Genomic DNA, 24,685 nt, shown 5'->3' with positions numbered 1-24,685 from the left:
AGTACCCTTACCTATGCGCTGCCGAACCCCGCTCCTGTATGGAGACTGACAAGTCCTCGTCGGTGACATTGCTGCGATCGGCCAGTATCGCCCGCTTTGCGGCCTCGTCAGCCGCGCGGGAGATTTCGGCCTGGCTTAGACCCGCGGTAAGCTCGACAGCCTTGCCCCAGTCAAGCTTATCGGCTTCAAAACCGACCAACCGCGATTGAAGAATCTTCAGTGTCACACCTTCGTCGGGGAGGCCGTACTGGATCACGTCGTCAAAGCGCCGGAACAGGGCCGGGTCGAGCAGTTCCACATGGTTCGTGGCGGCGATGATGAGGCTGTCGCTGTCGTCTTTCTCCAGAAACTGGAGAAAAGAATTCAGGACGCGGCGGATTTCCCCGACATCATTGCGCTCGGATCGCCGTGAACCGATCGCGTCGAACTCATCAAAAAAGTAAACACCACGCGTTTCGGTCATCGCGTCGAATATGATCCGCAGCTTAGAGGCGGTCTCGCCCATGAACCTTGTAATCAGGGTGTCGAAGACGACAGTGAAGAGCGGCAAATGCAACTCGCCGGCCAGGGCGCCGGCGGTCATGGTCTTTCCGGACCCGGGCGGGCCTACAAGGAGAAGCTTCCGTCGCGGCTGTAACCCCCGCTCGACCAGCTTGTGCTGCTGGCGCTGCTCGGTAAGCACTCTCTTGAGGCGCAGCTCCAGTTCGTCGGTCAAAGCCATGCTGGCAAGCCGCGTCTCTGAAAAACTGACCGATACCAGCGCGGCGAGATCGCCTTTAGGCTGTGCGATAGGAACCGGCCTGCGCGCCCGCTCGACCTTGCCGCTGCGTGCCTGATCGACGAGCGCCCGCAATTGCTGGGCAACCTGACCGTGACCTTTGCGCGCCTCATGGGCAGCCACCTGCATCGCGATGGACAGGAACTGATCGTCATCGCGAGCGATGTGGCTCTTCAGGAGCGCTATGAGATGCTTTGAGGCCGTCATATCCGGTCCATTGCGTTAATTCGGCCATACGCCTGACAGGAACGGGCCACGAACACGATCAGCCGACTGATGTCGCAAAACCGCTTGCCGCGCAAGCGCGGATCGCGGGCTGGTATGTCTATTCGGCTCCGGTTGTGGAGCATTTTTAAGATACGATTCATATGTAAAAATTAGATTCCGCGCGAGTAATATTGTATCAACGCCTTACAAATAGATATTAAAACATCGTTGCCTCCAAATCCGAATATAAGAACTTCACAAGACGCTGAGCATGCGGCAAGGCCTGACCATCACGCTACCGTTATCCGCAGCATCCCGGTCCTGAAAGTCCCCGACACCGCTTACTGAGAAATGGAGCGATCCCGCGCGCAGTGCCCAGTCTTGTTCGTAAATGGCGCCGGACGAGATTCGAACTCGCTCTGTATTTCGAAGGCAAGCAAATGTCTGCAGTCCGAGCCTCGCTCCCGAACAGACGCCGGTCCATTCACGGCCCCACAGGACGATCGAGGTGTTGTTCCGGGCATCTAAATGTCGGGCCAATGCGCTCCTCTCATTTGAGCGCCACACGTCAGCTCTGAAACTGATGCAGCGGTCGGGCAAGCAGGGTGCCGCCTGAAGCGCCGGTGCGTGCCCCCTGCACGAAAGCGCGCAGCATCGGGCTCAACCCCCTGAGGACGATCCAATCCCGCTCTTCAGGGATGGCATTCCTGGTGCGGCCGCGGAACTTCCACGATCAACCCATAAAGGGTCCGCTAGCGAAGCTGCGGCCGTTTGGCTTACGCCTTCACGGTGATCGCGTCCGCTTGCCGCACACTGACGGAGCCATCAGAGCGGGAATTGGCCCGCTCCAACGATGGAGCCCTCGGATGTCGCACGATCTTTCCCTCGCCCAGAAACACGCCTGGACACTCGCCCGCACCCTGATGACCCCGGTGGTCCTCTTCCAGTCCGACGACGCATACGGGGTGCTGCCCGCCGATGAAGTCGACGACGCCGAGGTCGACATCCTCTTCGAATACGATCCTTACACTGGTGGACACGCGGTTCACTGAACCGGCTCTCGGTTCACTTTCCGCAGCGGCGGCGCCTGGCGTCGCCGCCCCTCCTTTTTGAGCCGACCGCGGCCCGTCCCGGTCGGTGGCCTGGGCAGAGCCGGCCGCGCCGGCAACGGCTTTGCGCCGTCCTCCCCTTTGGTCCGGCCCTGCGGGTGCAGGCGCGCCCTGAAGCTCCGCCTGACCGGCCCCGTGACGGGGCCGCGATCGGCGCGGCCTCCAAAAACGGAGGTTGAAATGAGCAGGAAAGAAAAGGGCGCGAAGACCGATATCTACGCGCGCATCACGGAAAAGATCGTTGCCGATCTGGAGAAGGGCGTGCGGCCATGGGTGAAACCCTGGAGCGCCGGCCATGCCGACGGGCGGATAACCCGGCCGCTGCGCCACACCGGTGAGCCATACACCGGCATCAACGTCCTGTTGCTGTGGTCGGAGAGCCTGGCGCGCGGGTTCACGGCACCGCTCTGGATGACCTATCGGCAGGCGGCACAGATCGGCGCACAAGTCCGCAAGGGCGAAACCGGCGCGACGGTCGTCTATGCGAGCCGGTTCACGAAAACCGAGACGGACGCGCAGGGCGAGGAATTGGAGCGCGATATTCCGTTCCTCAAAACGTACACCGTCTTCAATTGCGATCAGATCGACGGGCTTCCCGACCACTATTACCACCGGCCCGCGAAGGTCATCGATCCTGCCGAGCGGATCGAACATGCCGACCGTTTCTTCGACAACACCGGGGCGGTGATCCGTCATGGCGGCGCCCGGGCCTTCTACGCGCCGGCAAGCGATCACATCCAGATGCCGCCCTTCGAGACGTTCCGGGACGCCGAATCCTACGTCGCCGTGCTCAGTCACGAAACAGTCCATTGGACCTCGAGGCCCGAGCGGGTTGGCCGCGATCTGAGCCGCTACGCCAGGGACAAGTCCGAGCGCGCGCGTGAAGAGCTCGTCGCGGAGATTGGTTCGGCGCTGGTTTGTGCCGACCTCGGCATTGTTCCCGAACTCGAACCGCGGCCTGACCATGCGTCCTATGTTGCGAGCTGGTTGCGGGTGCTTTCCGACGACCGGCGGGCAATTTTTCAGGCCGCCGCCCATGCGCAACGGGCCGTGACCTATCTGCACGGTCTGCAGCCCTCCGCCACCGGCACGGGACAGTTGGAGGCGGCCTGATGCTTTCCTTTTCGAATGCTGCTGCGGAGGGCATCGAGCCCTCCGCCATCCGACTGCGCGTGCTATCGCTCGGCGCCGGCGTCCAATCGACCACCCTGGCGCTGATGGCCGCCCATGGCGAAATCGGCCCGATGCCCGATTGCGCCATATTCGCCGATACGGGCTGGGAGCCAAAGGCGGTCTATGAGCATCTCGACTGGCTGCGGTCGCCCAACGTCCTACCGTTTCCCGTCCATCTCGTTTCGGCGGGCAACATACGTGATCAGCTCATGGGCGCCGCGAAGGGTAAACGCTGGGCATCGATTCCGGCGTTCGCCAAAACCATCACCCCGGTGGGATCCTCCGTGCCCGTATTCGACGAGGATGCGGCCGGTGCGCTCGTCGAGGTCTCCACACGGCGCACAACACGCGACACTGTTTCCATCGGCATGATCCGGCGTCAATGCACCACGGATTTCAAGATCGTGCCGATCCGCCGGAAGGTCAGGGAGCTTGCGGGGCTCGCCCGCAAGCGCTCGCCCGGCCATCCCGTTGTCGAGCAATGGATCGGAATCTCGTGCGATGAGATCATGCGCGTCAAGCCGAGCCGCGAAACCTGGCAGGTCAACCGCTGGCCGTTGATCGAGATGCGCATGAGCCGGCGGGACTGCCTCGCCTGGCTGCGCCGCCACGATTACCCCGACCCGCCGAAATCGGCCTGCATCGGGTGTCCGTTTCACGACAACGCGCGCTGGCGTGCTGTGCGCGATCATGATGCCGCTGCCTGGTCCGATGCCGTCGAGGTCGATCGAGCCATCCGGACGGCCTTGCGTGGAATTCGGGGAGAGGTCTTTCTCCATCGGTCCGCCGTTCCCCTTGACGAAGCCGATCTGTCGACGCTGTCCGACCACGGGCAACTCGACCTGTGGCCGAACGAGTGCGAGGGCATGTGTGGTGTCTAGGCAGCCTTCGATCCTTTCGATTGCAGTCCGGTCGCGAGATATCGTGGGCATCGGGCTGCGGGCTTCCAGTGGATGCCGGAAGCGGTAATTCTGCCGAAGCTGGCTGACCAGCGGAGGACGGTCAGGGCGATGGTTGTGTTCTTGGGCCGACTGCTCACGGGCACCCTTCGTCGTGCGCGCGAGAACGAGCGAATAGAGCCCGTTTGCAGGCGTGGCGGCTGCCGTGAAGGTCGCCAGCGTCGAGCGCGCGATTGATCCCACCGACGGATGTCGCGGAATAGCAATGGCTCCGGGCCCGAACGCCATGGTCATGTTCCCTTCACCTCGATGTCCTGGAGCTCGCCCGGCGCGGTCTCGATGGGGCATGTCTGACCGGGAACCGGCTCCGCCTCGTCCGGCATCTCGCAACGCCCGTCCGGAACTTTCTTCCCCTGCGAACCGACGTTCGCATTCCTCGCGAACCAAGAAAGTTCATCCCGGCCGTCCTCCATTTCATTGCGGCCTTTCAGGTGCGTGCCGGTCGTTCCCGATCTTTTCGACAGCCATCGAGACCGCGATGGGCGCGGCTCGAAACTTCGAAAGGAACACGACAATGGCAAACATCGGCACCTTCACCACCACCAAGACCGGATTCACGGGTGCGATCAAAACTCTAACGCTCAACGTCAAGGCCCGCTTCGAGCGCGTCGAAAACCCTTCCGAGAACGGACCACATTTCCGCATCTACTCGAATGCAGTTGAGCTGGGTGCGGCGTGGCAGAAACAGGCCAAGCAGACCGAACGCGACTACCTTTCGGTCAAGCTGGACGACCCGAGCTTCCCGGCTCCGATCTACGCCACCCTGATCGAAGTGGAAGGCCAGGAAGGCGTGCAGCTCATCTGGTCCCGCCCCAACGGCAACCGAGACTGACGAGGTCCCAAACGGCCCCGCCGCGAAGGCGGGGCCATTTCTGTGTCGACGAAACGACGGCCGCCAGATGCGACACCGGTCGTCCACTTCACTCCCGCCTGCCGCTCCGCGAGACTTGCGGGTCAAGATAGCCCCGGCGCCGCTTCCTCCGTTCGAGCCGAGTCATCGCATCGCTGGCCTCAATGGGCGTGTCGAAGGTTTCGATCATCGACTGGCCGCGCGTTCCGATCCGGCCCCAATCGCGCACGAGGGACGCCCCGCCGAACAATGTGGGCTGAAGGGAAATGCTGTAGAACCGCCGCATGTTCTGCGACGGGTCGATACGGCGAAGATGAACCGGATGTAGATCTTTCATGCTGGGGAGTCTCGCTTCCTACGGAAGCGGCGTCCAACGACTTTCTTGAATCGATGAACGGTCATCGATTCATGGCATTGATGCCGAGAACCCTTGCGCGATTCTTGGCGACTACGTCCGGTGAAACCGGTTCTCCCCAACGACCGAGATCATATCGTCTCGCCGGAACCAGATGGCGCGGCCGCATCGCAGCGGCGGGTTGCCTGAGGTGAACACGATCTGCTCGTCTCCGCGCATGCGCAGCACCTCTTCCGGAAGGATCAGTGGCCGCGCGGAGAGCTGCCGCGAGCGCGTGCGCGAGGAACCCGACATGCGCGACGTCCGGCTGAGCTGGTCGACTTCGACCGTCGTGTTGCCGCAGCGCCGCGAGATGTAATCGGCGGTCTCCGGGTCGTTGATTGCGGCGAATGATATCCACGAGGCCGACTCGAACCATTTCGAAGTCGCGTCGCGCCCGCCATAGGTTTCGCGCATCTGACCAATGGACTGGAACAGAAGCAGCAGGCTGATGCCGTACTTGCGCCCGGCGTCTCGAGCGGTCTCGAGGATGCGCAGGTACCCAAGCCTTGCGACCTCATCGAGCAGGAACAAGGTGCGCCCCTTCACCTTGCCATTTCGGTTGTAGATCGCGTTGGCCAGGGCGCCGATAATGGTGCGCGCCAGTCCGGGATGCGCCTCGAGCGTCTTGAGATCGAGATTGACGAACACGTCGGTGTCGTCGTCCGCCAAGTCGTCGGTCGAGAAGCTGTTGCCGGAAACCAGCGCGGCATAGTTCGGATAGGAAAGCCAATGCGTCTCCTTGACGGCATTGGCATAGACGCCGGAGAAGGTTTCCGGCGTCATGGCGATGAATGGTGCCACGTTCTCCTTGACGAACGCGGATTCGGAATTGTCGTAGATCAGCTGCAGCCGCTCGCGCAGCTTGGGCTCCGGTTCGGAGAGGTTCGCTCGCATCTGCCGCAGATGCTGGTTTTCCTTTTCCGTATGTCCCGACAGGCACACATCGGCGATCAACACAGTGATGAGCTGAAGCGCGGACGCGCGAAAGAAGTCGTCGCGGATCGAAGCCTGCCGGGCGGTGTCGGTCACGACCCAGGTGGCGACCGCCACCACGTCCTCTTCCTTTGTCCCGCCGAACCGCCCGATCCAGTCAAGCACGTTGAAGCCGGTGCCCGGCTCCTTCGGGTCGAGGACGAAGACCGATCGGCCGGCCTTGCGCCGGTGCCCGATCACCATCGGCGCGACCTCGTTCGACGGATCGAGCGCAACAAGCCCGCCGCCCCATTTGAGCGCGGTCGGGACTGTGACCGAGGTGGTCTTGAAGCCGCCCGACCCGGCGAAGACCAGCCCGTGCGAGGAGCCGAACGAACCGTCGAAACACAGCAGCGGCGATTTTCCCCCAGCACCCCATGTCTCGCGGTCGTCGGCGCGGAAACCGCGCCCGCCGTCCGCCTGCCTGTCGACGCGGCAGGCCTCGCCGACGACGATGCCGCCGGCCTCGGGAAAGAGGCGCCGGGCCGCAGAGATGGTCATCCACGCGCTCTCCCCATGGATGGCACGTTTGCCCCAGACCCGGCGGGGCGCGGCCGACGCGAAAGCGGCATTGCCGCGCAGGGCGACGCGCAGACCGAACACGCCGGCGACCGCCGCAACAACCGCCCCCGTCAGCGTGGCGGGGTCAATGTATTCGACGATCGATGTGCCTGGCGGCACCGTTGCAGCAAATGCGGCGAGCCTGCCGATCTCGCGGACCGCAGCGATTGTGATCACCACCAGCGTGCCGGCGACGACCCCCCAGCCCGCGAGCCGGATCGAGATCGCGCCCCTGGCCGCAAAGAGAAAGACGACACCGGTCCCGCCGGCCGCCGCGTAGGGCAGCGCGATGCCGATCCGGCCAAGCATCAGGCGCGCGTCCGGCGCGCGGGCGAAGCCTGCGAGCCAGTGCTCTATGCCTGTCAGGGCGAGGCAGGCACCAGTCATGATTATGACCGGGGCAAGAAGCAAGGCGAGCTTAGTCGGGGTCATCGGCGAACACCTTCATCCCGATCGCCGTCAGCCGCGCGCGCTCGGCTTCGTCGGTCCTGATTCGGCTGGCGCCGTCGATCAGCAGGCCGAGCAGCAGAGCGCGCTTCTCGTAACGAAGCCCGGCCTTGGTGATCAGCCCACCGAGCTGGATCTTCTCGCGCGTATCCTTCTTGCGCGCCTCTGACTGGTTTGCCTGTCGCATCCGCTCAAGCCTCGCCAGACGGCCCATGAGCCGCGCCAGACGCGACCGGCGCGGATGCTGGCCTGACCGCCCGTCCGCTCCCCTTGCGAAACCGCGCCGCGAGTTCCTCGAACGCGGTCACAAGCGCGCGCTCCTCAATCTCGATATCGCCGAGTCCTGCCTTGAGGGCGAGCCGTCCGATGCGCTCGGCCTCGCGCGTTTCGGCCTGCTTGAGCCGCTCCTGCAGCCTGGCGATTTCTTCCCTGATCTTCGATGACGGCTTCTTCATTCCGGTCGTCTCCTTCTCGACCATTCGCTTTGTAGTGATGGCGAGGATCGGCCGGGATCGCGCGCAGCGCGACCCGGCAGAAATGACGGGTCGGCGAAGCCGACGCTTTGAGAGATCATCCCGGCGTTCCGAAGGAATGCCTCCAAGGGCGCAGTAATACGTCGCTGACGCGACGTTCCGCGCTCGGATCCGACCGGGAAGAGGCGTGGCCTGAGGAACGTTGTCGTTCAACCGCCGGGATCGGTTTCATCGTGGCCATCACGCATTTCACGCCCCAGATCATCGGACGCGCTGACGGGCGCAGTGCCGTTCTGTCGGCAGCCTACCGCCACTGCGCGAAGATGGACCATGCGGCCGAGGCCAGGACGGTCGACTATTCGGGCAAGCGCAATCTCGCCCATGAAGAGTTCCTGCTTCCGGCCGATGCGCCGAAATGGGCCCGCGAAATGATCGCCGACCGCTCGGTCGCGGGCGCCGCGGAAGCGTTCTGGAACAAGGTCGAGGCCTTCGAAAAACGTGCCGACGCGCAGTTCGCCAAGGAATTCATCATCGCCCTGCCGGTGGAACTGTCGAAGGCGCAGAACGTCGCGCTGGCGCGCCAGTTCGTCCATGAGCAGGTGCTCGGCCGCGGGCAGGTTGCCGACTGGGTCTATCACGACGATCCCGGCAATCCGCATGTCCATCTGATGACGACGCTGCGCCCGCTGACCCAGAGCGGCTTCGGGGCAAAGAAGGTCGCCGTAATCGGTGCTGACGGCCAGGCGATCCGCACGAAGAACGGAAAGATCCAGTATCGGCTCTGGGCGGGCGAGAAGGCCGAGTTCCTCGAGCAGCGGCAACGCTGGCTCGATCTCCAGAACCAGCACCTCGCATTCGGCGGCTTCGAGATCCGCGTCGACGGACGATCCTATGCGGAGCGCGGCATCGACCTCGTGCCTACGACCCATATCGGCCCGGGCGCAAAGGCGATCGAGCGCAAGGCGATGCGCGAGGGCAGGGACACCAGGCTCGAACGTCTCACAGCGCATGCGGCTGCGCGCGCGGTGAACGCCGAGCGCATTCAGGCCCGGCCGGAGATCGCGCTTGATCTCGTCTCTCGCGAAAAGAGCGTGTTCGATGAGCGCGACATCGCCAAGGTGCTGCATCGATATGTCGACGATCCCGGCGCCTTCCAGCAGCTCCTGGCGCGGATTCTTCAAAGCCCGGATTGCCTTCGTCTCGAATCCGGGACGGTCGACTTTGCGACCGGCGCGCGCTTGCCGGACAGGCTCACCACGCGCGAGCTGATCCGCCTCGAAGCGGAGATGGTGTCCCGGGCATCCGCGCTCGTGAAGGCGAAGGGGTTCGAGGTCCGGGAGAAGATCGTTGCCGACGTGTTCGCGCGTCACGACCGTCTTTCGAACGAGCAGCGCACGGCCATCGAGCACGTGACCTCCGGCGCGCGGATTGCCACCGTTGTCGGCCGCGCCGGCGCCGGCAAGACGACGATGATGCGCGCGGTGCGCGAGGCATGGGAGGCGGCAGGCTACACGGTGGTCGGGGGCGCGCTGGCCGGCAAGGCTGCCGAGGGCCTCGAGACGGAAGCAGGAATCCCGTCCCGCACCCTGGCGTCCTGGGAGTTGCGCTGGAACGAGGGGCGCAACCGCCTCGACGACAAGACGATCTTCGTTATGGACGAGGCCGGCATGGTCGCGTCGAAACAGATGGCGACATTCGTCGAGGCGGTCTCGAAGGCCGGCGCCAAGCTGGTGCTTGTCGGCGATGCCGAGCAGCTCCAGCCGATCGAGGCGGGGGCTGCCTTCCGCGCCATCGTCGAGCGCACCGGCTATGCCGAGCTCGAGACGATCTACCGCCAGAAAGACGCCTGGATGCGCACCGCCTCGCTCGATCTGGCGCGCGGCAATGTGACGGCCGCGCTCTCGGCCTATCGGGGCTGCGGCAAGGTGATCGGGGAGAAGCTGAAGGCCCAGGCGGTCGAGAGCCTGATTGCATCCTGGAACCGCGAATACGATGCCGAGAAGACCACAATCATCCTGGCCCATCTGCGTCGCGACGTGCGTGAACTCAACCGGCTCGCGCGCGAAAAGCTGGTCGAGCGCGGCATTGTCGGCGTGGGTCATGCGTTTCAGACGGAAGAGGGGACACGGCATTTCGACGCTGGCGACCAGATCGTGTTTCTCAGGAACGAGGGCGCGCTCGGCGTCAAGAACGGCATGATCGGCAGGGTGGTCGAAGCCGGCCCCGGCAGGATCGTCGCCGAGACCGGTGAAGGGGAAGACAAGCGCCGGGTCGAGGTCGAGGAGCGCTTCTACCGCAATCTCGATCTCGGCTACGCCACCACGATCCACAAAAGCCAGGGCGCGACCGTCGATCGCGTGAAAGTGCTCGCCTCGCTCTCGCTGGACCGGCATCTGACCTATGTCGCGATGACCCGGCACAGGGAAGACCTTCAGCTCTTCTATGGCGAGCGGTCGTTCCAGATCGCGGGCGGTCTCGACACGCTTCTGTCGCGGCGCAACGCCAAGGAAACCACTCTCGATTATGCCGCCGGACGCTTCTACCGGCAGGCGCTCAGCTTCGCCAACAGCCGCGGACTTCATCTCATGCGGGTCGCACGCACACTCGCCCGCGACCGGCTGGAATGGACGCTGCGCCAGAAGCGGCGCCTTGCCGATCTCGGCCGCAAGCTTCGCGCCGTCGGCGCCCGCATCGGCCTGGTCGACACCACCCTGTCCGCCGTCCAATCGAAGAAGGAGGCCGAGCCGATGGTCAAGGGCGTCACCACATTCGCCAAATCCATTGCCGACGTCGCGGCCGAGAGGGTCCACGCGGAAAAGGAGGTTGCCAGACAGTGGGAGGAGGTTTCTGACCGGTTCCGCCTGGTCTTCGCCGATCCTGAGGCGGCGTTCCGCGTCATGGACTTCGATGCCGTCCTCGCCGACCCTGCAGTTGCTTCGGAGCGGCTCGGGCAGCTTGCCCGTGAACCCGCCTCCATCGGCGCGTTGCGCGGCCATGATAGGATTCTGGCAAGCCGTGCGGAACGAGAGGCGCGGCACGAGGCCGAAGCGAACGTCCCGGCCCTCGGGCGCGAGATCGAACGCTACCTGCGTTTGCGCGAAGCGGCCACGCGCAGGCTCGAGGCCGATGAAACCGCGCTGCGCCATCGCGTCTCGATCGATATTCCCGCGCTTTCGCATTCTGCTCGCGCCGTGCTCGAAAAGGTCCGCGACGCAATCGACCGCAATGATCTTTCGGCAGCACTCGGGTTCGCGCTGGCCGACCGCATGGCCAAAGCCGAAATCGACGGCTTCAACAAGGCCGTGTCCGAGCGGTTTGGGGAACGCACATTGCTCTCCAATGGCGCGCGCGACACCGAAGGTGCCGTGTTCAGAAAGCAAGCCCTCGGCATGCCCGCGGCCGAACGCGAAAAGCTCGCTACGGCCTGGCCGATCATGCGCACAGCGCAGCAGCTCGCTGCCCACGAGCGCACTGTCCAGGCGCTCAAGGAGACCGAGGCGCTGCGTCAGAGCCAGCGTCAGTCCCAGGTGCTCAAATGACCCGCAGGCGTCGTGCGCTCACAGTTATCTGGATCGGCGCCGCTGTCGTGATCGGCCTGTTCGCCCTCGGCTATTTGGGTGGCCTGCGCATCAACCTCACGCCGAGCTACCCGCTCGGGATCTGGCGGATTGTGCCGCTCGATCGTGAGATTGCCCTCGGCGATCTCGTCATGATCTGTCCGCCGCCAACGTCCGCGTTCCGGCTCGCGCGGCAGCGGGGATATCTGCGGTCGGGGCTCTGTTCGGGATGGCTGAGCCCGCTGATCAAGACCGTCGCCGCGACGCAGGGACAGCGCGTTGAGATCGCCGGTTCCGTTTCCGTCGACGGCGTGCCGCTCGCAGGATCGGAGCTGCGCGCTGCTGACGGCGAGGGCAGGGCGCTCATTCCCTTCGCCGGCGGGGTCGTGCCGCCCGGTCACGTTTTCCTTCATTCTGATTTCGCAGGTTCCTATGACTCGAGATATTTCGGGCCGCTCCCGGCCGCCGGTGTCCTCGGCCTGGCCCATCCCGTCCTCACCATTCACCGGTGACGTTGTGAAGACTGTTAGTCTCACGGTGCTTGCCATTGCCGCCGGAGCAATCGGATGGAGCGGTAACCCCCTCACCCTCCCGCTCGCCTTTGGGTTCCCCGCCCTGTGGGCGAACTCGCCCTCGCGGATCGCGGCCGCTATTGTGTCGGCGGGATATTTCCTTGCCGCGTCACGCGGTCTGCCACAGGGTGTTGTCAATTATTTTGGCAGCGGGATCGCCGAAGCTCTCGCGCTCTGGCTCGGCGCATCGCTCGCCTTCGTCGCCGTGCATGCTGTGCTGTGGACATCGCGGCCGGGAAGGGGACGGACTGTACGATATGCCGTGGCAGCGGTCCTCATGAGCGTGCCCCCCTTCGGCATCGTGGGTTGGGCGCATCCGATAACGGCCGCCGGCATCGTGTTCCCAGGCTGGGGATGGTGGGGCCTTGCGGCGGCAGCGATCGGCCTCCTTGCCATGACGACGAGGTTCTGGCCGATCGCAACGCTCGTCTTGGGAGGAGCGTTTGCCTGGTCCGCCGCAACCTGGACGGAGCCCAGCCTGCCCCAGGGCTGGATCGGTGTCGATACGAAATTCGGGGGTGAACGCGGCATATATGCCGGGTTGTTCCAGCATCGCGAGACGATCGCCGCGGTAAAGGCAGCAGCGGCCCAGGGCAACAAGATCGTGGTATTGCCCGAGGGTGCCGCCGGTGTGTGGACGCCGACCGTTGAACGCCTTTGGGTCCGTGAGCTCAAAGGAGTCGACGTCACCGTCAATGCCGGAGCGATCCTGGTTGACGGGCAGGGCTATGACAATGTCATGGTCGAAATCTCGGGCGAGGGAGCGCGCATCCTCTACCGAGAGAGAATGCCGGTGCCAATCTCAATGTGGCAGCCCTGGCTAACGCTGATTGGCGAGTCCGGCGGCGGGCGGGCGCACTTCTTCGCCAATCCGATCGTCGAAGCCGGCGGTGTGCGGTTGGTGCCGCTGATATGTTATGAGCAGCTGATTGTCTGGCCCGTCCTGCAATCGGCACTCTACGCACCCGACATCATTGTGGCGACGGGAAACGGCTGGTGGACAGACGGCACAAGCATCGTCGCTATTCAGAAGTCAGCAACCATTGCCTGGGCGCGGCTCTTCGATCTTCCACTTATCATGGCGTTCAACATCTGAGAGGAGCAGACAATGGGCGCTGAGCTATCCGCACCCCGTGTCGCTATGCAACTATTGCCTCAGCCTCGAGGAACTGCCAATTTCTGTTTTTTCGGGCTGTACGGTTCGCATCAGGGGACCACGCTACCTGCGGCGATGTCTTCTCGCGAAATTAGATGGCGCGAACCAAGCCGAAATGGAAAGTACAAGCCGATCATGAAGAGCACTTGCGAAGGCTCGGATCTGATCACGCATACTCCTTGATTTTCCGCAGCCGTTGTGCATCTAAAAGATGAACAAACAAGTCATCTTTTAGCCCTTCGAACTCACGCAGCAAAAACAGGGCCTCAGGTGGAGATTTGCGGCCACATAGCTCGGGACAATGGTCGCCTTCATTGAGCCGGAGCTGATCCCGGCGCCATTTCGTCGGGCGTAGGCCAGGTCTTAAATGCGACCGACGGGTCGATCGCTTCGAGCGTACCGTTCGCCACGGCCTGGGCGAGCACGATGGAGGCGCGGCCAGCAGCCCAGAACGTGAGCGGTTCGGGCGCCCGAACGGTGGGTGGCGGCGTGATTGTCGCCGCTGCGGCGGTTACGAGGAGGATTCGATGGTTGAGCATTGCGGCTCCTTTCTTGGGTTCCTCTCGGCTGTGCCTCAGAAGTTGCCTTGGGGCCGGCATAGAATCCTCGACCCTCACCGGGCGGGAATGTCGCTTGGTCCAGTCTTCCTTGACCGGCGATCAGCGGTCGTACGCACTACAGCACTGCAGGAGGAGCATTGAGCATGAGACGGCGCGATCGACATGACGATGATCCAGAACTGTTCGAACTGCTCGCAAACCTAGAGGAGATTGCAGAAGCGACTCGGATTCCCGCGCTCTTGTGCAGGCTACTCGAGATTTATGGGCTGAAGTCCGTCGCCTATCTGGGCTCTGGGCTCTCGGCGCAGCCTGGGCAAGGTCCATACCTCGCGGTGACCTATTCGGACGACTGGGTCGATCACTACAAGGCCCAGCGCTTCGTCGATGTTGATCCTGCTGTGCAGATCGGCATGCGACGCATGCTGCCGATCGACTGGGATACCTTCGATCGGAGAGACAAGAACGTGCGGCGTCTGTTCGGAGAGGCCGCTGAGTTCGGGCTCGGCCGCCGCGGCATCTCTCTTCCCGTCCACGGCCAGCATGGTGACAGGGCCTTGGTCTCGATCACGAGCGACGCCAGCGATCGGGACTGGAGACACTTACGCCTCTACTACATGCGCGACTTCCAAATGCTGGCCCTCCATATGCATCAGGCCATCCTGCGGCTGGAGGGCCAGAGAATGGAGACCGCCAGCCTTTCTCCGCGCGAGCGGGAATGTTTGTCGTGGGTCGCCGAGGGGAAGACGGCGTGGGAAACCGCCATCATCCTGGGTTTGTCGGAGCACACGGTGCGCTGCTACCTCGAGAGCGCCAGACATAAGCTCGGAGCTGCCAACAACACCCATGCGGTGAACAAAGCCGGCAAGGCTAATCTGCTCAGCCAAATACCGTAAATCCGGCAGATACACCGGATTTAGGGTCCTTCTCCCGGGGTTTAGTTGCTTCAGCGTTTTCAACAAACGCTAGGAGCAACACCATGATCACCATCGTCGAAGGCGCGGAGCGCGAGCGTCACTCCACCCTGATTGATGAGATGTTCCGGATGCGGGCAGCGGTCTTCGCCGACCGGCTCGAGTGGGATGTCATCGTGACCGATGGCAGGGAGATTGACCGCTTCGACGCCGAAGATCCCCTATACCTTCTGTCGCTCGACAACCAGACCGGAGCGCTCCAGGGAGCGGTGCGGTTACTGCCGACTACCGGGCCAAACATGTTGCGCGACGTCTTCCCGGTTCTTGTGCCGGGCGGCGCCCCAGCGAGTCCCCTCATCTGGGAAAGCTCCCGGTTCGCGGTAAACCCTGCCGCATTCAACGCATGCGAACGCGCGGAGGCCAACCATGTCGTTAACCGCACGACGATCGAGCTTCTGTGCGGCATCGTCGAGGTCTGCCAGCGCGCCGGCATCGAGCACGTCGTGTCGGTCTTCGATGCGCGAATGGCGCGAATCTTTCGCACGATCGGTTGCACCTTCGAGGTCATCGGGACCCCGGCCCGAATCGGTAGGACGATGACCTATGCCGGTATATTCGATATGTCGGAAGCCATGCGCGAGCGCCTGGGGGAAACTGGCAGGCTTCTCACACCTGTGCTGGCGACTGTTGAGCCGCGGCGGATTCCCCACCCCCGCCACGCCTGATTGACCCATCGCTTTTGTCACATGGTTCTCTGGTCGACGCGACAACCATGTCCTATAAGTGCCCCGAGGCGGTACGCGCTGCCTCGGGGCGTAGAAACCCCTTTTCCGCGGTTGGTGTTGACCGGATCAGCACCGGAGATCCTCTGGCCAATGGCCGGGGGCCTGGGACGCATGTCCAGGCGCCTCGGTGCTAAAGGTCTCAGGGCCGTCGGAAAACGGTTTCTACCCCCCGGCTTGGGGTCATGATCTTTCTTTGTTAGCGGGGGCGTACCGCCAACCAAGCCGCAGGGATTGCATGCGGACAAAACTAGACGTCGACATCGGACCTGGCCGGGCGGCGAGATCCATTCAGGCTCTCCTCACCGGCTTGACGGAGCACGAGCTGAAGCAGGTGGCCATCGCGGTTATTCGGGAGAACAGGAACCGTCTGCAGAATGCCCATGAGCTGTTCGAGGAGCTAGATAGGCTCGTAGCTGCCGGTTCAACAGATGAGCATCTGGCGCAGCTGAGGCATGACTACCGGATCGCGATGCTCAACCTCCATGCGCAACATCAGGTCGTGAGCCTGGTGGTTGAACATCTCGGTTTCGTGCCCGAGGTCGATGGACAACGCCCGGTGCTCAATTAGCTGGCGTTGTCGGGGTTAGATCAGTCCGATTCGTGTGGCAATCGTGCCTGCCTGCCGGTTGTTTGCGGCCCCGAGCTTATTTGTCGCCTCGTCGATATAAGACCGCACCGAGCGATACGAGATGTCCAGCATGAGCGCGATGTCCTGCATTGACATTCCCTCAGCGAACCACCTCAGGCACTCGGCCTCGCGCGGCGACAAGCGAATGGCGGAGGCAAGCGACGCATCGCCGCTCGCCGCTCCCAACCGGGAGTGCACAAAGGCGACCGAAACCGCCGCGGTGACTGGATCGATGTCCTCAGTCAGTTTGGACACAGGCCTCCCGCTCGCAAGAGTGAACACCATGCGGTCCCTGAATCCCACGGGAATCGAGATCGAGATTCCGGACCTGATACCGAACCGGTCGGCCTCAACGAAGAACTTGATCACGTCCCGCCGCCCGTTGCGCCTCGCCTCATCGGCCGACCATGAGAACAGCGGCGGTCCGTGCTTTGCCTTGGTCACCACGGGATCGACCCGGATGAACTCCCGTTCCACATAAAGCTCCTGCCACGCGCGCGGATAGTTCGAGACCGCGAAGCTCTCCGGACCGCGGAGGTAGAGATAGGCGAAGAAGTCGAACCCGGTATCGTCCGCGAAGTCTCGCAACGAACGGCGGGCTGCACGCTCGTCAAGCGGCAGCGAAAGCCTGTCGATGAGATTGAGCAGATTGGAGTTCAAGGGTGGGCGGGTCCAATGGCAAGCCCCGCGACAGAAGGCGACCCTTCTGCACGGAGCGTTGAAAACGAAATGGGTCATCGCTACCGATAGGACCCGGGGAAGACGATGTCCTGGTCGACCAGGACGTTGAACCGGTAACCCGGGCGGATCTCCAGTGTCGGCTGGACGTTGAGGTTGCGCGAGACCGTCTGCTCGGAGATCTGCCCGAAGGTTTCGGCGAAGGAGCGCCTGGCGGCGTCCTCGGCACTGTTGGCCGTGCCGAAGCTGTTGCGATCCTGCGGCAGCATCATTTCGGTCCCGGCGCCGATAAGAGCGACGAGGATCGCCGAGCCGAACGTGCGCAAATAGTGGTTGTCCACCTGGTCCCGGAATCCGCCATAGCCAGCTGAATCGGTCCCCGCCATGCCGCCGATTTGCAGCGTCGATCCGTTCGGAAAGATGAGGTCGGTCCAGATCACAAGCACGCCGTCCTGCCCGAATGTGACCTCGGAATCGTAGCGGCCGAAGAGTTTCGATCCTTGCGGGATGAGGAGGTGCCGGCCCGTCGCGCTGTCATAGACATTCTGCGAGACCTGGGCGGTGATGCGGCCGGGAAGATCGGAATTGATGCCCGTAATCAGCGTGGCCGGGATGACCGACCCGCGCTTGAGCTCATAGGGCGAAATCTGGCCGACGACGGGATTGGGAAGGTAACCAAGGTCCCGGATGTCCTGATTGAAGAAGCGCTCCTTGGCCGCTTGCCCGTTCGCGTCCCTGGCGCCACCAAGCCCCGCCTCCATGGCCGCGGCGTATAGGTCAAGCGCGCTCTGCGGCCGCGTTGTCGACGATTGCGATTGGCCAGGCACCGTGGCTCTGCCGTCGTTGGCGTCAGCCGAAAAGCCGCCCAGCGAAACGGCGATCGGGGAATCGAACGCCGCGTCATTGGCTTGATAGCGCGCCATGCGCTGACGGTGGAGCTCGCGCATGAGCTGTTCTTCTTGCTCTCGCTCAAGTCTGGCTCGCCATATCTCTTCGGGCTCCAGAGCCGCCCGTTGCTGTTCGGCCGTGGACGCATCCGGTGGCTCCGGCATGAACGGGTTTTCCTCTGGCTCCGCCGGCTCAATCGGAATCGGTTGCGGTTGCGCCGGTTCGCCGATGATGCCGTCCGGGACACCCTCCTTGAGCTGGTCGGCATGCGTCGAGGCCGGGCGGGAGCCAGGTGTGAACGCTGCATCGTCATCGCCCAGGCGAATGCCGCGCGAGGACAGGCCATAGAAAATCGCGGCCAGAAAGAGCACCACCAGCATGATCGCTACGACGATCGGCAGGCGATTGAGGCGCCGGATTCGCGGCCCGCCAGTCAGATCGGAGCCACCGAGCTTGAGACTCTCGGTCATGACGGTTCTCTTGCCGCGCGCTGCATGACCGAAAGTGGAGAGATCGGCGTCGCCCCCTCTCCGCCCATCTGGTACATGCGCGTGAGGTCGAGTGTTCGGGTCGACAACCGGACCAGGATGCTACCCTCGAATGCGTCGACGACGTAGGCGAGGGGAACGGTAGCCGTGCCCTCTGTCGTCTGGTCCGTGGCGACGGCATAGCCCCAACCCTTCAGCGATGACTCGAGCGCCTCGCCGAATATGGAGCCGTCCGGCTCAAGCTGGATCGTCGTCGTGCCTGGACCAACCTGCTCGGCAAATCGCCCGACCATGTCCCCTGCGATCGAGGACGCCGCCTCCGGAGTGAGCTCTGCGGTCGCAGAACTCGTGACTAGACCCGCCCCGCCCAGGGTCTGGCACCCGGCCAACAGGGCCGCGAACAGGACGAAAACCACCAGGCGAGGTTGGAGAATAGACTTGTGCATCTCCTACCCTCCCCGCCTGATCGTGACTTTCTCCTGGGAGCGTCCGACGCCCGAGACCAGGATCGCGCTGTCGACGTAGTAGTCGACCACCATCATGGTGCCGTTCATGCGGTAGTTGACGATCCGGTTCTCGCCGCCGGAAATCACGAACAGCACCGGCGCATCCTGGCCTGACAGCGACGAGGGGAACTGGATGTAGGTTTTCTGGCCGTCGCTGTAGATGCGGGTCGGCCGCCACCGCGCCGTTCCGCTCACACGAAACGAGAAATTGAGTTGCTCGGCCGGCACGCCTGCGCCGGGCACGATGCTCGCCTCCATGCGCGTGGCAATCTCGGCAAAGCGGGCATTGACGTCTTCGGGATATTCGAAACCCACCCGCGCCATGTAATTCGTCTGATGGGACTTGAGCTGGATGTGGTAGGTGCGCCGCGAGGTCGTCACCACCATCGAGGTGACGAGGCCGGGTTCCGATGGTTTGACGATCAGATGCACTGCCTGGCTGCCCGGCGCGCCCGACGTCGCCGGTTCGACCTTCCAGCGCACAGTGTCGCCGAGCAGCACGTCGCGCACGATTTCGCCCGGCTGGAGTTCGATGTCGCACACCTGCAGCGGCGAGCAGACCACCGATGGCTGAACCTGGCCGAAGAGGAAGATGACCTTACCGTCGGGGCCGCGCGTCACGACCCCCTGCCCTTGCTGCCACTGGCTGGAGAGGCTCGTGCCACGCTGTTCGTTGACACTCAGGGGCTGTGCCAGGGCCGGCACTGCAATTGTCGAGAAAACAAGCCCGGTGCAGAATGCTGCGCTCCGGAGTCTGGGTAAGTTCATGAAAAGAGTCCTCCGGGCACTCACAATTGCGCCGTCCAGTCGAAATCTCTGAGGTAAAGGCCGATCGGGTTGAGGCGGATGACTGCCTCGTCCTGGGGCGGCGTCAGGGTGACCGTGGCGACGCCCCGAAACCGCTTTACGTCCTGTTCCCTGCCCTGCCGGTCGCGCTCATATTCCGTCCAGTCGACCTGGTAGCTCTGGTTGGAAAGCGGCACGATGTTCGTGACCTCGATGGCCACCGTCATCGTGCGGGCGCGGTCGAACGGAGAGTTGCCCCGAAACCAGGCGTTGACCTTCTCGGTCGCCGGATCGGCGGTGCGCAAGTGCGCATAGGTGCGGTCGATATATTGCTTCTGGACCACGGCATCGGGCGTGACCGAACGGAAATTGCTTACGAAGCTGCCAAGCGTGGCACGCACGACGCGAGGGTCGGCATATTCGATCTGTTGCGGGAAGCCGGCGCTCACCGCCGTGCCGAGCCGATCGACTTCCACGATGTAGGGCACCAGCTGCACCTGCGTGCTCTGATAAAGCGCATAGGAGAAGCCAATCACCGCCATCAGCATCCCCGTCACGCCGACGATGCGCCAGGACGCGGCCGCTTTCACATACGAGCCGTAGCGCTCGTTCCATTCCTGGCGTGCGGCAAGGTAGGGATTTTCCGGTGGGCTCTTTGCGGCCATGGTCACGCCTTGTCGTCTGCTGATTTTCTGGTGGTGGGGCGGCCCTGGCTCTGATCGAGCTTGGAATTGGCAAGGCCGAGCGTCGATGCCCCCCAGGTGCCGGGAACGCCGATCGCCTTGTCCCGCCCGGCCGAGGCGAGCGCGGAGCCGGCTGCCGTCGCGCCGCTGGTCATGCCTGTGAGCGCCGCGGCTCCGAACGAGCTGCCAGCGGCCCGTGCATCGGAATAGGCCGAGGCCCCTGCCCTCGCGCCGCCCCAGGCCAGCGCGGCGCTGCCGGCGGCCATGGTTGCGGCCTGGCCGCCGTGGCGGATCGTCTCCATGCCGCCGGTCACCGATACCCCCTGCACGACACCCTGGACGATGTTGGGTACGTACATGGCGATGACGAACACCACGACGGAAATGCCGCCGATCGCCAGCGTGGAGAGAAACTCGTCGGCGCCCGAGGGGGAGTTGGCGAGATTGATGAGGACTTCAGAACCGATGCGCGCGATCATCACCAGCGCCATCAGCTTCATGCCGACCGAGAACGCATAGACGAGATACCGGACGGCGAAGTCCTTGGTGAAGCTCGAGCCGCCGAGACCCAGCATGATCATCCCGGCGAGCAGCCCGACATACATCTCGGCCATCACGGCCACGAAGATCGCGGCCACCAGGCTGAAGGCAATGACGACGATCACCATGGCGAACACCGCCGCGATCGCCAGCGCGTTGTCCTCGAACAGCCCGAACTGCGCCTTCTCCGACATCTGGCTCGCGACCTGCAGGCCGGCGTTGAAGACGTTCGCTGGCGATGCCGAGCCGCCCCCTGCGCCGATCTGGAAGAGGCTGTCGACCATTGCGCGTGCGAAGTCCGGCCCCTGCTCGAGGATGAAGACGAACAGGCCTATGAACATGATGCGCCGCACCAACTCGGCGAACCACGTGTCGAGCGACGCGGCGCCGAGCGCCAGCCAGACAGCCGCAATGCCAACTTCGATGCCGGCAAGGATCCAGAACAGCGAGCGCGCCGCCTGCATGACGGTCGTCTCCCAGCCCTGCGCGGCGTCCGCGACCTCGTTTTCCAGCGTCGTGAGAAGCGAGCCATCCTGTGCGAGGGCGGGCTGGAGAAAAAACAGGACGCCGAGGCTGGCGGCAATGGCGAGCTTAGTTGTCGGGGGCCTCATCGCCCTGCCCCTCTCCGTTGCCCCAGCGCGGCCGCATCTCCTGCCCGGCGGTGGTGTCATACTCAGTCGGTGTGTCGAGGACTCTGCGTGCCCGGTCCGGTTCCCCGCCAAGGTTCGGGACGACCCAGATCGCAACAGCGATTCCGACAATGACAGTGGCCGCCGCCACGATGATAAGTGTTCTCGTCACCAGCGCGGCTCCATGACCTGGCCGCCCGATGTCGACGGCGCGTTCGAGTTGAAGAAGTCCTCTCGACGTGTCTGCGCGAGATCCTTTGCGGCCTGCTCGGATTGATGCCAGGTCGCCATCATCGTGATCTGCTGGGAGACGAGGCCGCGCAGTTTCTGCGTCTGCGCCACCTGTTGCGCGGCAATCTGATGGCCGACCTGAAGCGCCTGCATCTGTCCGACGGAGCTCTGCGACATCGAGCGAAGTTGGCTCATCGTCGCCTCTTCACTGGCGAACTGATCGGCCGTCAGCCCGGCCGCCCGCAGCGTCGCCGAAATCGTCTCGCGGTTGGTGTCCGACCATGACTGATAGCTCGAGGAAAAATCCTCGCCGTTCGCGAGCCCCGTCTCGAACTCGGCGAAGCTCTCGAAGCGTTGCTTGAGAACGTCGTCGATATTGCCCATCGCAAAGGCGATGCCCTCGCCCTGGTTGACGAGGCTCTGGAGTTGCATGAGGTCGCTTTCGACCTGCCCCCAGATGTGATCGGGCAGCTGCAACGTGTTCTGCAGCATGTTCTCGTAGATGCGGATCTGGTTCTGGATTTGCTCGGAAAGTTGCGTGATCTGCGTCATCTGGTTCTGGATCTGCTCGGCCGACTGGCCTGTGAGCCCCACCAGCTCGGCGTTGTTGAGCAGCTGCGTCCATTCGGTTGCGTTCCCGGTGACCGCACCGGCATGAGCCGAGCCTGGGAGAACCAGGCACGCGCTCATCACCGAGGCGGCCGTGATCCTAATCGCGTGTAAGAATGGCTTCGGCATTGCTGATCCCCCTTTCCATAAGCCACGCAGCCGGCCAGTCCGGACCATAATCCTTGTGCAACTGATCGATGCGTTTGAGGTCTTCCTTGCCCGAGGCGCCTGCGAAGGCGAGCGCGACCGGGCCAAGCGCCATGTCGAATAGCCGTCTGCCCTCGGGGCTTGCGACGTAGTATTCGCGCTTCGGCGTCGCGGTCGCGACGATCTCGATCTGGCGCTCGTTAAAGCCGATGCGCTCATAGAAGTCGCGCGTGCCCGGTTCGCGCGCGGCGCCGTTCGGCAGACAGATCTTGGTCGGGCAGCTTTCCTTGAGCGCGTCGATGATGCCCGAGCGTTCCGCGTCCGAGATCGACTGTGTGGCAAGCAGAACGGCGCAGTTCGCTTTCCGCAGGACCTTCAGCCACTCCCTGATCTTATCCCTGAAGGTGGGATGGCCGAGCATCAGCCAGGCTTCGTCGAGAACGATGAGACTGGGCGCGCCCGTCAGGCGTTTTTCGATCCTGCGGAAGAGATAGAGGAGCACGGGCACGAGATTGCGCTCGCCCATGTTCATCAGCTCCTCGATTTCAAAGGTCTGGAACGCGCCGAGCGCCAGCCCGTCTTCCTCGGCGTCGAGAAGTTGCCCCATCGGCCCGTCGACCGTGTAATGGTGGAGCGCGTCCTTGATTTCGCGCATCTGCACCCCGCTCACGAAATCCGAGAGCGAGCGGCCGCGCGCCGACGCCATGAGGCCGACCTGCCGCGAGATCGCGTTGCGATGATCTGGTGTGATCGCAACACCTTGCATAGCGATCAGCGTCTCGATCCATTCGCTTGCCCAGGCCCGATCTCCCTCGGTCGACAACTCGGCCAGCGGGCAGAACGACAGGGAAGTCCCCTCCCCTGCCCCGACCTCATAATGATCGCCCTCCGCGGCGATCGTGAGCGGGCGCAGGGACCGGCCCTTGTCGAAGGCGAAGATCTGCGCGTTCTCGTAGCGGCGAAACTGGGCCGCAATCAGCGCGAGCAATGTCGACTTGCCCGAACCGGTCGGACCGAACACGAGCGTATGCCCTACATCGTCGACATGAAGGTTCAGCCGGAAGGGCGTCGAGCCCGAAGCGACCTGCATCAAGGGTGGGGATCCGGTCGGATAGAACGGGCACGGCGCGGTCGTGCTGCCTGACCAGACCGAGTTGAGAGGAATGAGGTCCGCCAGATTGCGCGTGTTGACGAGCGGTTCGCGGACATTGGCATAGGTGATGCCCGGCAGGCTGCCGAGATAGGCTTCGGTCGCATTGAGTGTCTCGATGCGCGCGCCGAACCCTTCGGCCTGGACAAGCCGGCGCACCGCCTCGGCCTGGTCGCGCAACCGCGCGTCGTCGGTATCGAAGAGGACGATCACCGGTGTGTAATAGCCAAAGGCGACGAGCTGGGAAGAGGCCTCGGCAATGGCGTCCTCGGCCTCGGCGACCATCGTCATGGCGTCCTGGTCGACCGCGCGGCTCTGGGTCTGGAAAAGCTGGTCGAAGAACGGCCGCACCTTCTGCTGCCATTTCTTGCGGGTGCGTTCGAGCTTTGCACGCGCTTCCTGGTCGTCGAGGAAAATGAAGCGGCTCGACCACCGGTAAGTGAGCGGCATCAGGTCGAGCGAATTGAGAATGCCCGGCCAGCTCTCGGCCGGAAGCCCGTCGATCGCGACGACGGCCAGATACCGCCCGTCGACCACCGGCGAGAGGCCATGGTGGAACTCGGCCGTGGCCAGCCAGTCGAGATACATCGGGATCGCCGGCAGTCGAACCGGATGGCTCTCTCCCACGATGCAGAACCGGATGAACTGGAAGAGTTCATCGTACTGGATCTCGCGGCCGGTCTCAGGGTCGGCGACCGTGCGCGTCACCATGCGCCGGATCGAAAGCACATTGGCCAGATACTGCTCGAACTCGCGGATAGACGTGCGGAAGGTCTCCAGGACCACATCGGCGTAGGTCTCCGAGCGGCTGTCACTGTCAGAATAGACATAGCGTGCGAGGCCCGACCGCCGTCGTTCGGGCGGCCGGTAAGTGAGAATGATCGCGTGCTGGCTCTCGTAATGCCCGCTTTCGGCCTCGAAATGCGCCCGGCGTTCGTTGTCGATCGCGCGTGTCACAGGCTCAGGGAAATGACAGTCCTCGCGTGCGGGATAGGCGACGGTGGGGATGCGCACCGCCTCGACCTGGATCATCCAGCCCGAGCCGAACCGGGACAGAATCGTGTTGATCTGCCTCGACACCTCATTGCGCTCGAGATTGGTCGAGCTTTCCGAGTCCGGGCCGGCAAAATACCAGCCGGCCATCACCGACCCATCCTTGAGCAGGATCACGCCGTCGTCGACCAGGCCCGCATAGGGCAGAAGGTCGGAGAAGGACGGCCGGGTGTTGCGGAACTGACGAAGCGCGACCATTCCA

Annotated in this window: 25 protein-coding genes; 10 read left to right on the top strand and 15 right to left on the bottom strand. The window is 63.5% G+C overall.

Annotation, left to right across the window (positions count from 1 at the left end; all coding sequences use genetic code 11):
* Positions 1-7: 7 nt before the first annotated feature.
* Positions 8-985: an AAA family ATPase gene (locus KUG85_RS20470; protein ID WP_223006692.1), complete on the bottom strand. Its 978-nt coding sequence runs from the start codon at positions 983-985 to the stop codon at positions 8-10.
* Between the two features lie 866 nt (positions 986-1,851).
* On the opposite strand from KUG85_RS20470, the gene KUG85_RS20465 reads away from it, so the two are divergent.
* The 4 genes from KUG85_RS20465 to KUG85_RS20450 all read left to right on the top strand — a co-directional run bounded on the left by KUG85_RS20465 (position 1,852) and on the right by KUG85_RS20450 (position 5,058).
* Positions 1,852-2,037: a hypothetical protein gene (locus KUG85_RS20465; RefSeq protein WP_223006691.1), complete on the top strand. Its 186-nt coding sequence runs from the start codon at positions 1,852-1,854 to the stop codon at positions 2,035-2,037.
* A gap of 237 nt (positions 2,038-2,274) precedes the next feature.
* On the top strand, positions 2,275-3,207 hold the full coding sequence (locus KUG85_RS20460) for an ArdC family protein (RefSeq protein WP_223006690.1): 933 nt from the start codon (positions 2,275-2,277) through the stop codon (positions 3,205-3,207).
* Positions 3,207-4,148, top strand: a complete 942-nt coding sequence (locus tag KUG85_RS20455) for a hypothetical protein (protein ID WP_223006689.1) — start codon at positions 3,207-3,209, stop codon at positions 4,146-4,148. The genes KUG85_RS20460 and KUG85_RS20455 overlap by 1 nt, the downstream gene beginning before the upstream one ends.
* Positions 4,149-4,740: 592 nt before the next feature.
* Complete coding sequence (locus KUG85_RS20450) at positions 4,741-5,058, top strand: DUF736 domain-containing protein (protein WP_223006688.1); 318 nt, start codon at positions 4,741-4,743, stop codon at positions 5,056-5,058.
* Between the two features lie 88 nt (positions 5,059-5,146).
* Here the strand turns inward: KUG85_RS20450 and KUG85_RS20445 are convergent, their stop codons facing one another.
* The 4 genes from KUG85_RS20445 to traC all read right to left on the bottom strand — a co-directional run bounded on the left by KUG85_RS20445 (position 5,147) and on the right by traC (position 7,908).
* The gene (locus KUG85_RS20445) at positions 5,147-5,413 is read right to left on the bottom strand and encodes a WGR domain-containing protein (RefSeq protein ID WP_065818553.1); all 267 of its coding nucleotides are present in this window, start codon (positions 5,411-5,413) and stop codon (positions 5,147-5,149) included.
* A gap of 111 nt (positions 5,414-5,524) precedes the next feature.
* Complete coding sequence (gene traG, locus KUG85_RS20440) at positions 5,525-7,438, bottom strand: Ti-type conjugative transfer system protein TraG (RefSeq protein ID WP_223006687.1); 1,914 nt, start codon at positions 7,436-7,438, stop codon at positions 5,525-5,527.
* The gene (traD, locus tag KUG85_RS20435; protein ID WP_223006746.1) at positions 7,425-7,640 is read right to left on the bottom strand and encodes a type IV conjugative transfer system coupling protein TraD; all 216 of its coding nucleotides are present in this window, start codon (positions 7,638-7,640) and stop codon (positions 7,425-7,427) included. The genes traG and traD overlap by 14 nt, the downstream gene beginning before the upstream one ends.
* A 4-nt stretch (positions 7,641-7,644) precedes the next feature.
* The gene (gene traC, locus KUG85_RS20430; protein WP_223006686.1) at positions 7,645-7,908 is read right to left on the bottom strand and encodes a conjugal transfer protein TraC; all 264 of its coding nucleotides are present in this window, start codon (positions 7,906-7,908) and stop codon (positions 7,645-7,647) included.
* 251 nt (positions 7,909-8,159) lie between these two features.
* On the opposite strand from traC, the gene traA reads away from it, so the two are divergent.
* The 3 genes from traA to KUG85_RS20415 are packed head-to-tail and all read left to right on the top strand — an operon-like array spanning position 8,160 to position 13,151.
* Complete coding sequence (gene traA / locus KUG85_RS20425) at positions 8,160-11,465, top strand: Ti-type conjugative transfer relaxase TraA (protein ID WP_223006685.1); 3,306 nt, start codon at positions 8,160-8,162, stop codon at positions 11,463-11,465.
* A complete protein-coding gene (gene traF, locus KUG85_RS20420; RefSeq protein WP_223006684.1) occupies positions 11,462-11,995 on the top strand; it encodes a conjugative transfer signal peptidase TraF in 534 nt (177 codons plus the stop codon). Before traA ends, traF begins: the two co-directional genes overlap by 4 nt.
* Complete coding sequence (locus KUG85_RS20415) at positions 11,916-13,151, top strand: conjugal transfer protein TraB (protein WP_223006683.1); 1,236 nt, start codon at positions 11,916-11,918, stop codon at positions 13,149-13,151. Before traF ends, KUG85_RS20415 begins: the two co-directional genes overlap by 80 nt.
* A gap of 371 nt (positions 13,152-13,522) precedes the next feature.
* Here KUG85_RS20415 and KUG85_RS20410 read toward each other — a convergent pair whose 3' ends face one another.
* Positions 13,523-13,750, bottom strand: coding sequence for a hypothetical protein (locus KUG85_RS20410; protein WP_223006682.1), 228 nt, complete (start codon positions 13,748-13,750; stop codon positions 13,523-13,525).
* Between the two features lie 164 nt (positions 13,751-13,914).
* Between KUG85_RS20410 and KUG85_RS20405 the strand changes: the two genes are divergently transcribed.
* The 3 genes from KUG85_RS20405 to KUG85_RS20395 all read left to right on the top strand — a co-directional run bounded on the left by KUG85_RS20405 (position 13,915) and on the right by KUG85_RS20395 (position 16,035).
* A complete protein-coding gene (locus KUG85_RS20405) occupies positions 13,915-14,664 on the top strand; it encodes a LuxR family transcriptional regulator (protein ID WP_223006681.1) in 750 nt (249 codons plus the stop codon).
* An 83-nt stretch (positions 14,665-14,747) separates the two neighbouring features.
* A complete protein-coding gene (locus KUG85_RS20400; RefSeq protein WP_223006680.1) occupies positions 14,748-15,407 on the top strand; it encodes an acyl-homoserine-lactone synthase in 660 nt (219 codons plus the stop codon).
* Between the two features lie 295 nt (positions 15,408-15,702).
* Positions 15,703-16,035, top strand: a complete 333-nt coding sequence (locus KUG85_RS20395) for a transcriptional repressor TraM (protein ID WP_223006679.1) — start codon at positions 15,703-15,705, stop codon at positions 16,033-16,035.
* A gap of 15 nt (positions 16,036-16,050) precedes the next feature.
* On the opposite strand, the gene KUG85_RS20390 is transcribed toward KUG85_RS20395, so the two are convergent.
* The 9 genes from KUG85_RS20390 to KUG85_RS20350 form a co-directional block, all read right to left on the bottom strand.
* Positions 16,051-16,755: an autoinducer binding domain-containing protein gene (locus KUG85_RS20390; protein ID WP_223006678.1), complete on the bottom strand. Its 705-nt coding sequence runs from the start codon at positions 16,753-16,755 to the stop codon at positions 16,051-16,053.
* A gap of 80 nt (positions 16,756-16,835) precedes the next feature.
* Positions 16,836-18,131 carry an IncP-type conjugal transfer protein TrbI gene (gene trbI / locus KUG85_RS20385; RefSeq protein WP_223006677.1) on the bottom strand — a complete coding sequence of 432 codons (1,296 nt, stop codon included), beginning with the start codon at positions 18,129-18,131 and terminating at the stop codon, positions 16,836-16,838.
* Positions 18,128-18,595, bottom strand: a complete 468-nt coding sequence (gene trbH / locus KUG85_RS20380; protein WP_223006676.1) for a conjugal transfer protein TrbH — start codon at positions 18,593-18,595, stop codon at positions 18,128-18,130. Before trbH ends, trbI begins: the two co-directional genes overlap by 4 nt.
* Positions 18,596-18,598: 3 nt before the next feature.
* Positions 18,599-19,423 (bottom strand): P-type conjugative transfer protein TrbG, encoded by an 825-nt coding sequence (gene trbG / locus KUG85_RS20375; RefSeq protein ID WP_223006675.1) that lies wholly within the window; start codon positions 19,421-19,423, stop codon positions 18,599-18,601.
* A gap of 20 nt (positions 19,424-19,443) precedes the next feature.
* The gene (locus KUG85_RS20370; RefSeq protein WP_119396918.1) at positions 19,444-20,106 is read right to left on the bottom strand and encodes a conjugal transfer protein TrbF; all 663 of its coding nucleotides are present in this window, start codon (positions 20,104-20,106) and stop codon (positions 19,444-19,446) included.
* Positions 20,107-20,108: 2 nt separating this feature from the next.
* A complete protein-coding gene (trbL, locus tag KUG85_RS20365; protein WP_223006674.1) occupies positions 20,109-21,275 on the bottom strand; it encodes a P-type conjugative transfer protein TrbL in 1,167 nt (388 codons plus the stop codon).
* On the bottom strand, positions 21,256-21,465 hold the full coding sequence (gene trbK / locus KUG85_RS20360) for an entry exclusion protein TrbK (protein ID WP_223006673.1): 210 nt from the start codon (positions 21,463-21,465) through the stop codon (positions 21,256-21,258). Before trbK ends, trbL begins: the two co-directional genes overlap by 20 nt.
* Positions 21,462-22,262, bottom strand: coding sequence for a P-type conjugative transfer protein TrbJ (gene trbJ, locus KUG85_RS20355; RefSeq protein WP_223006672.1), 801 nt, complete (start codon positions 22,260-22,262; stop codon positions 21,462-21,464). The genes trbK and trbJ overlap by 4 nt, the downstream gene beginning before the upstream one ends.
* Positions 22,234-24,681, bottom strand: a complete 2,448-nt coding sequence (locus KUG85_RS20350; protein WP_223006671.1) for a conjugal transfer protein TrbE — start codon at positions 24,679-24,681, stop codon at positions 22,234-22,236. The genes trbJ and KUG85_RS20350 overlap by 29 nt, the downstream gene beginning before the upstream one ends.
* Between the last annotated feature and the right edge of the window lie 4 nt (positions 24,682-24,685).

The sequence above is a fragment of the Nitratireductor rhodophyticola genome (assembly GCF_019891355.1).
GTDB lineage: Bacteria > Pseudomonadota > Alphaproteobacteria > Rhizobiales > Rhizobiaceae > Nitratireductor > Nitratireductor rhodophyticola.
Note: the sequence above shows the minus strand (reverse complement) of the source record. Positions and strands in the feature narration are given on the sequence as shown.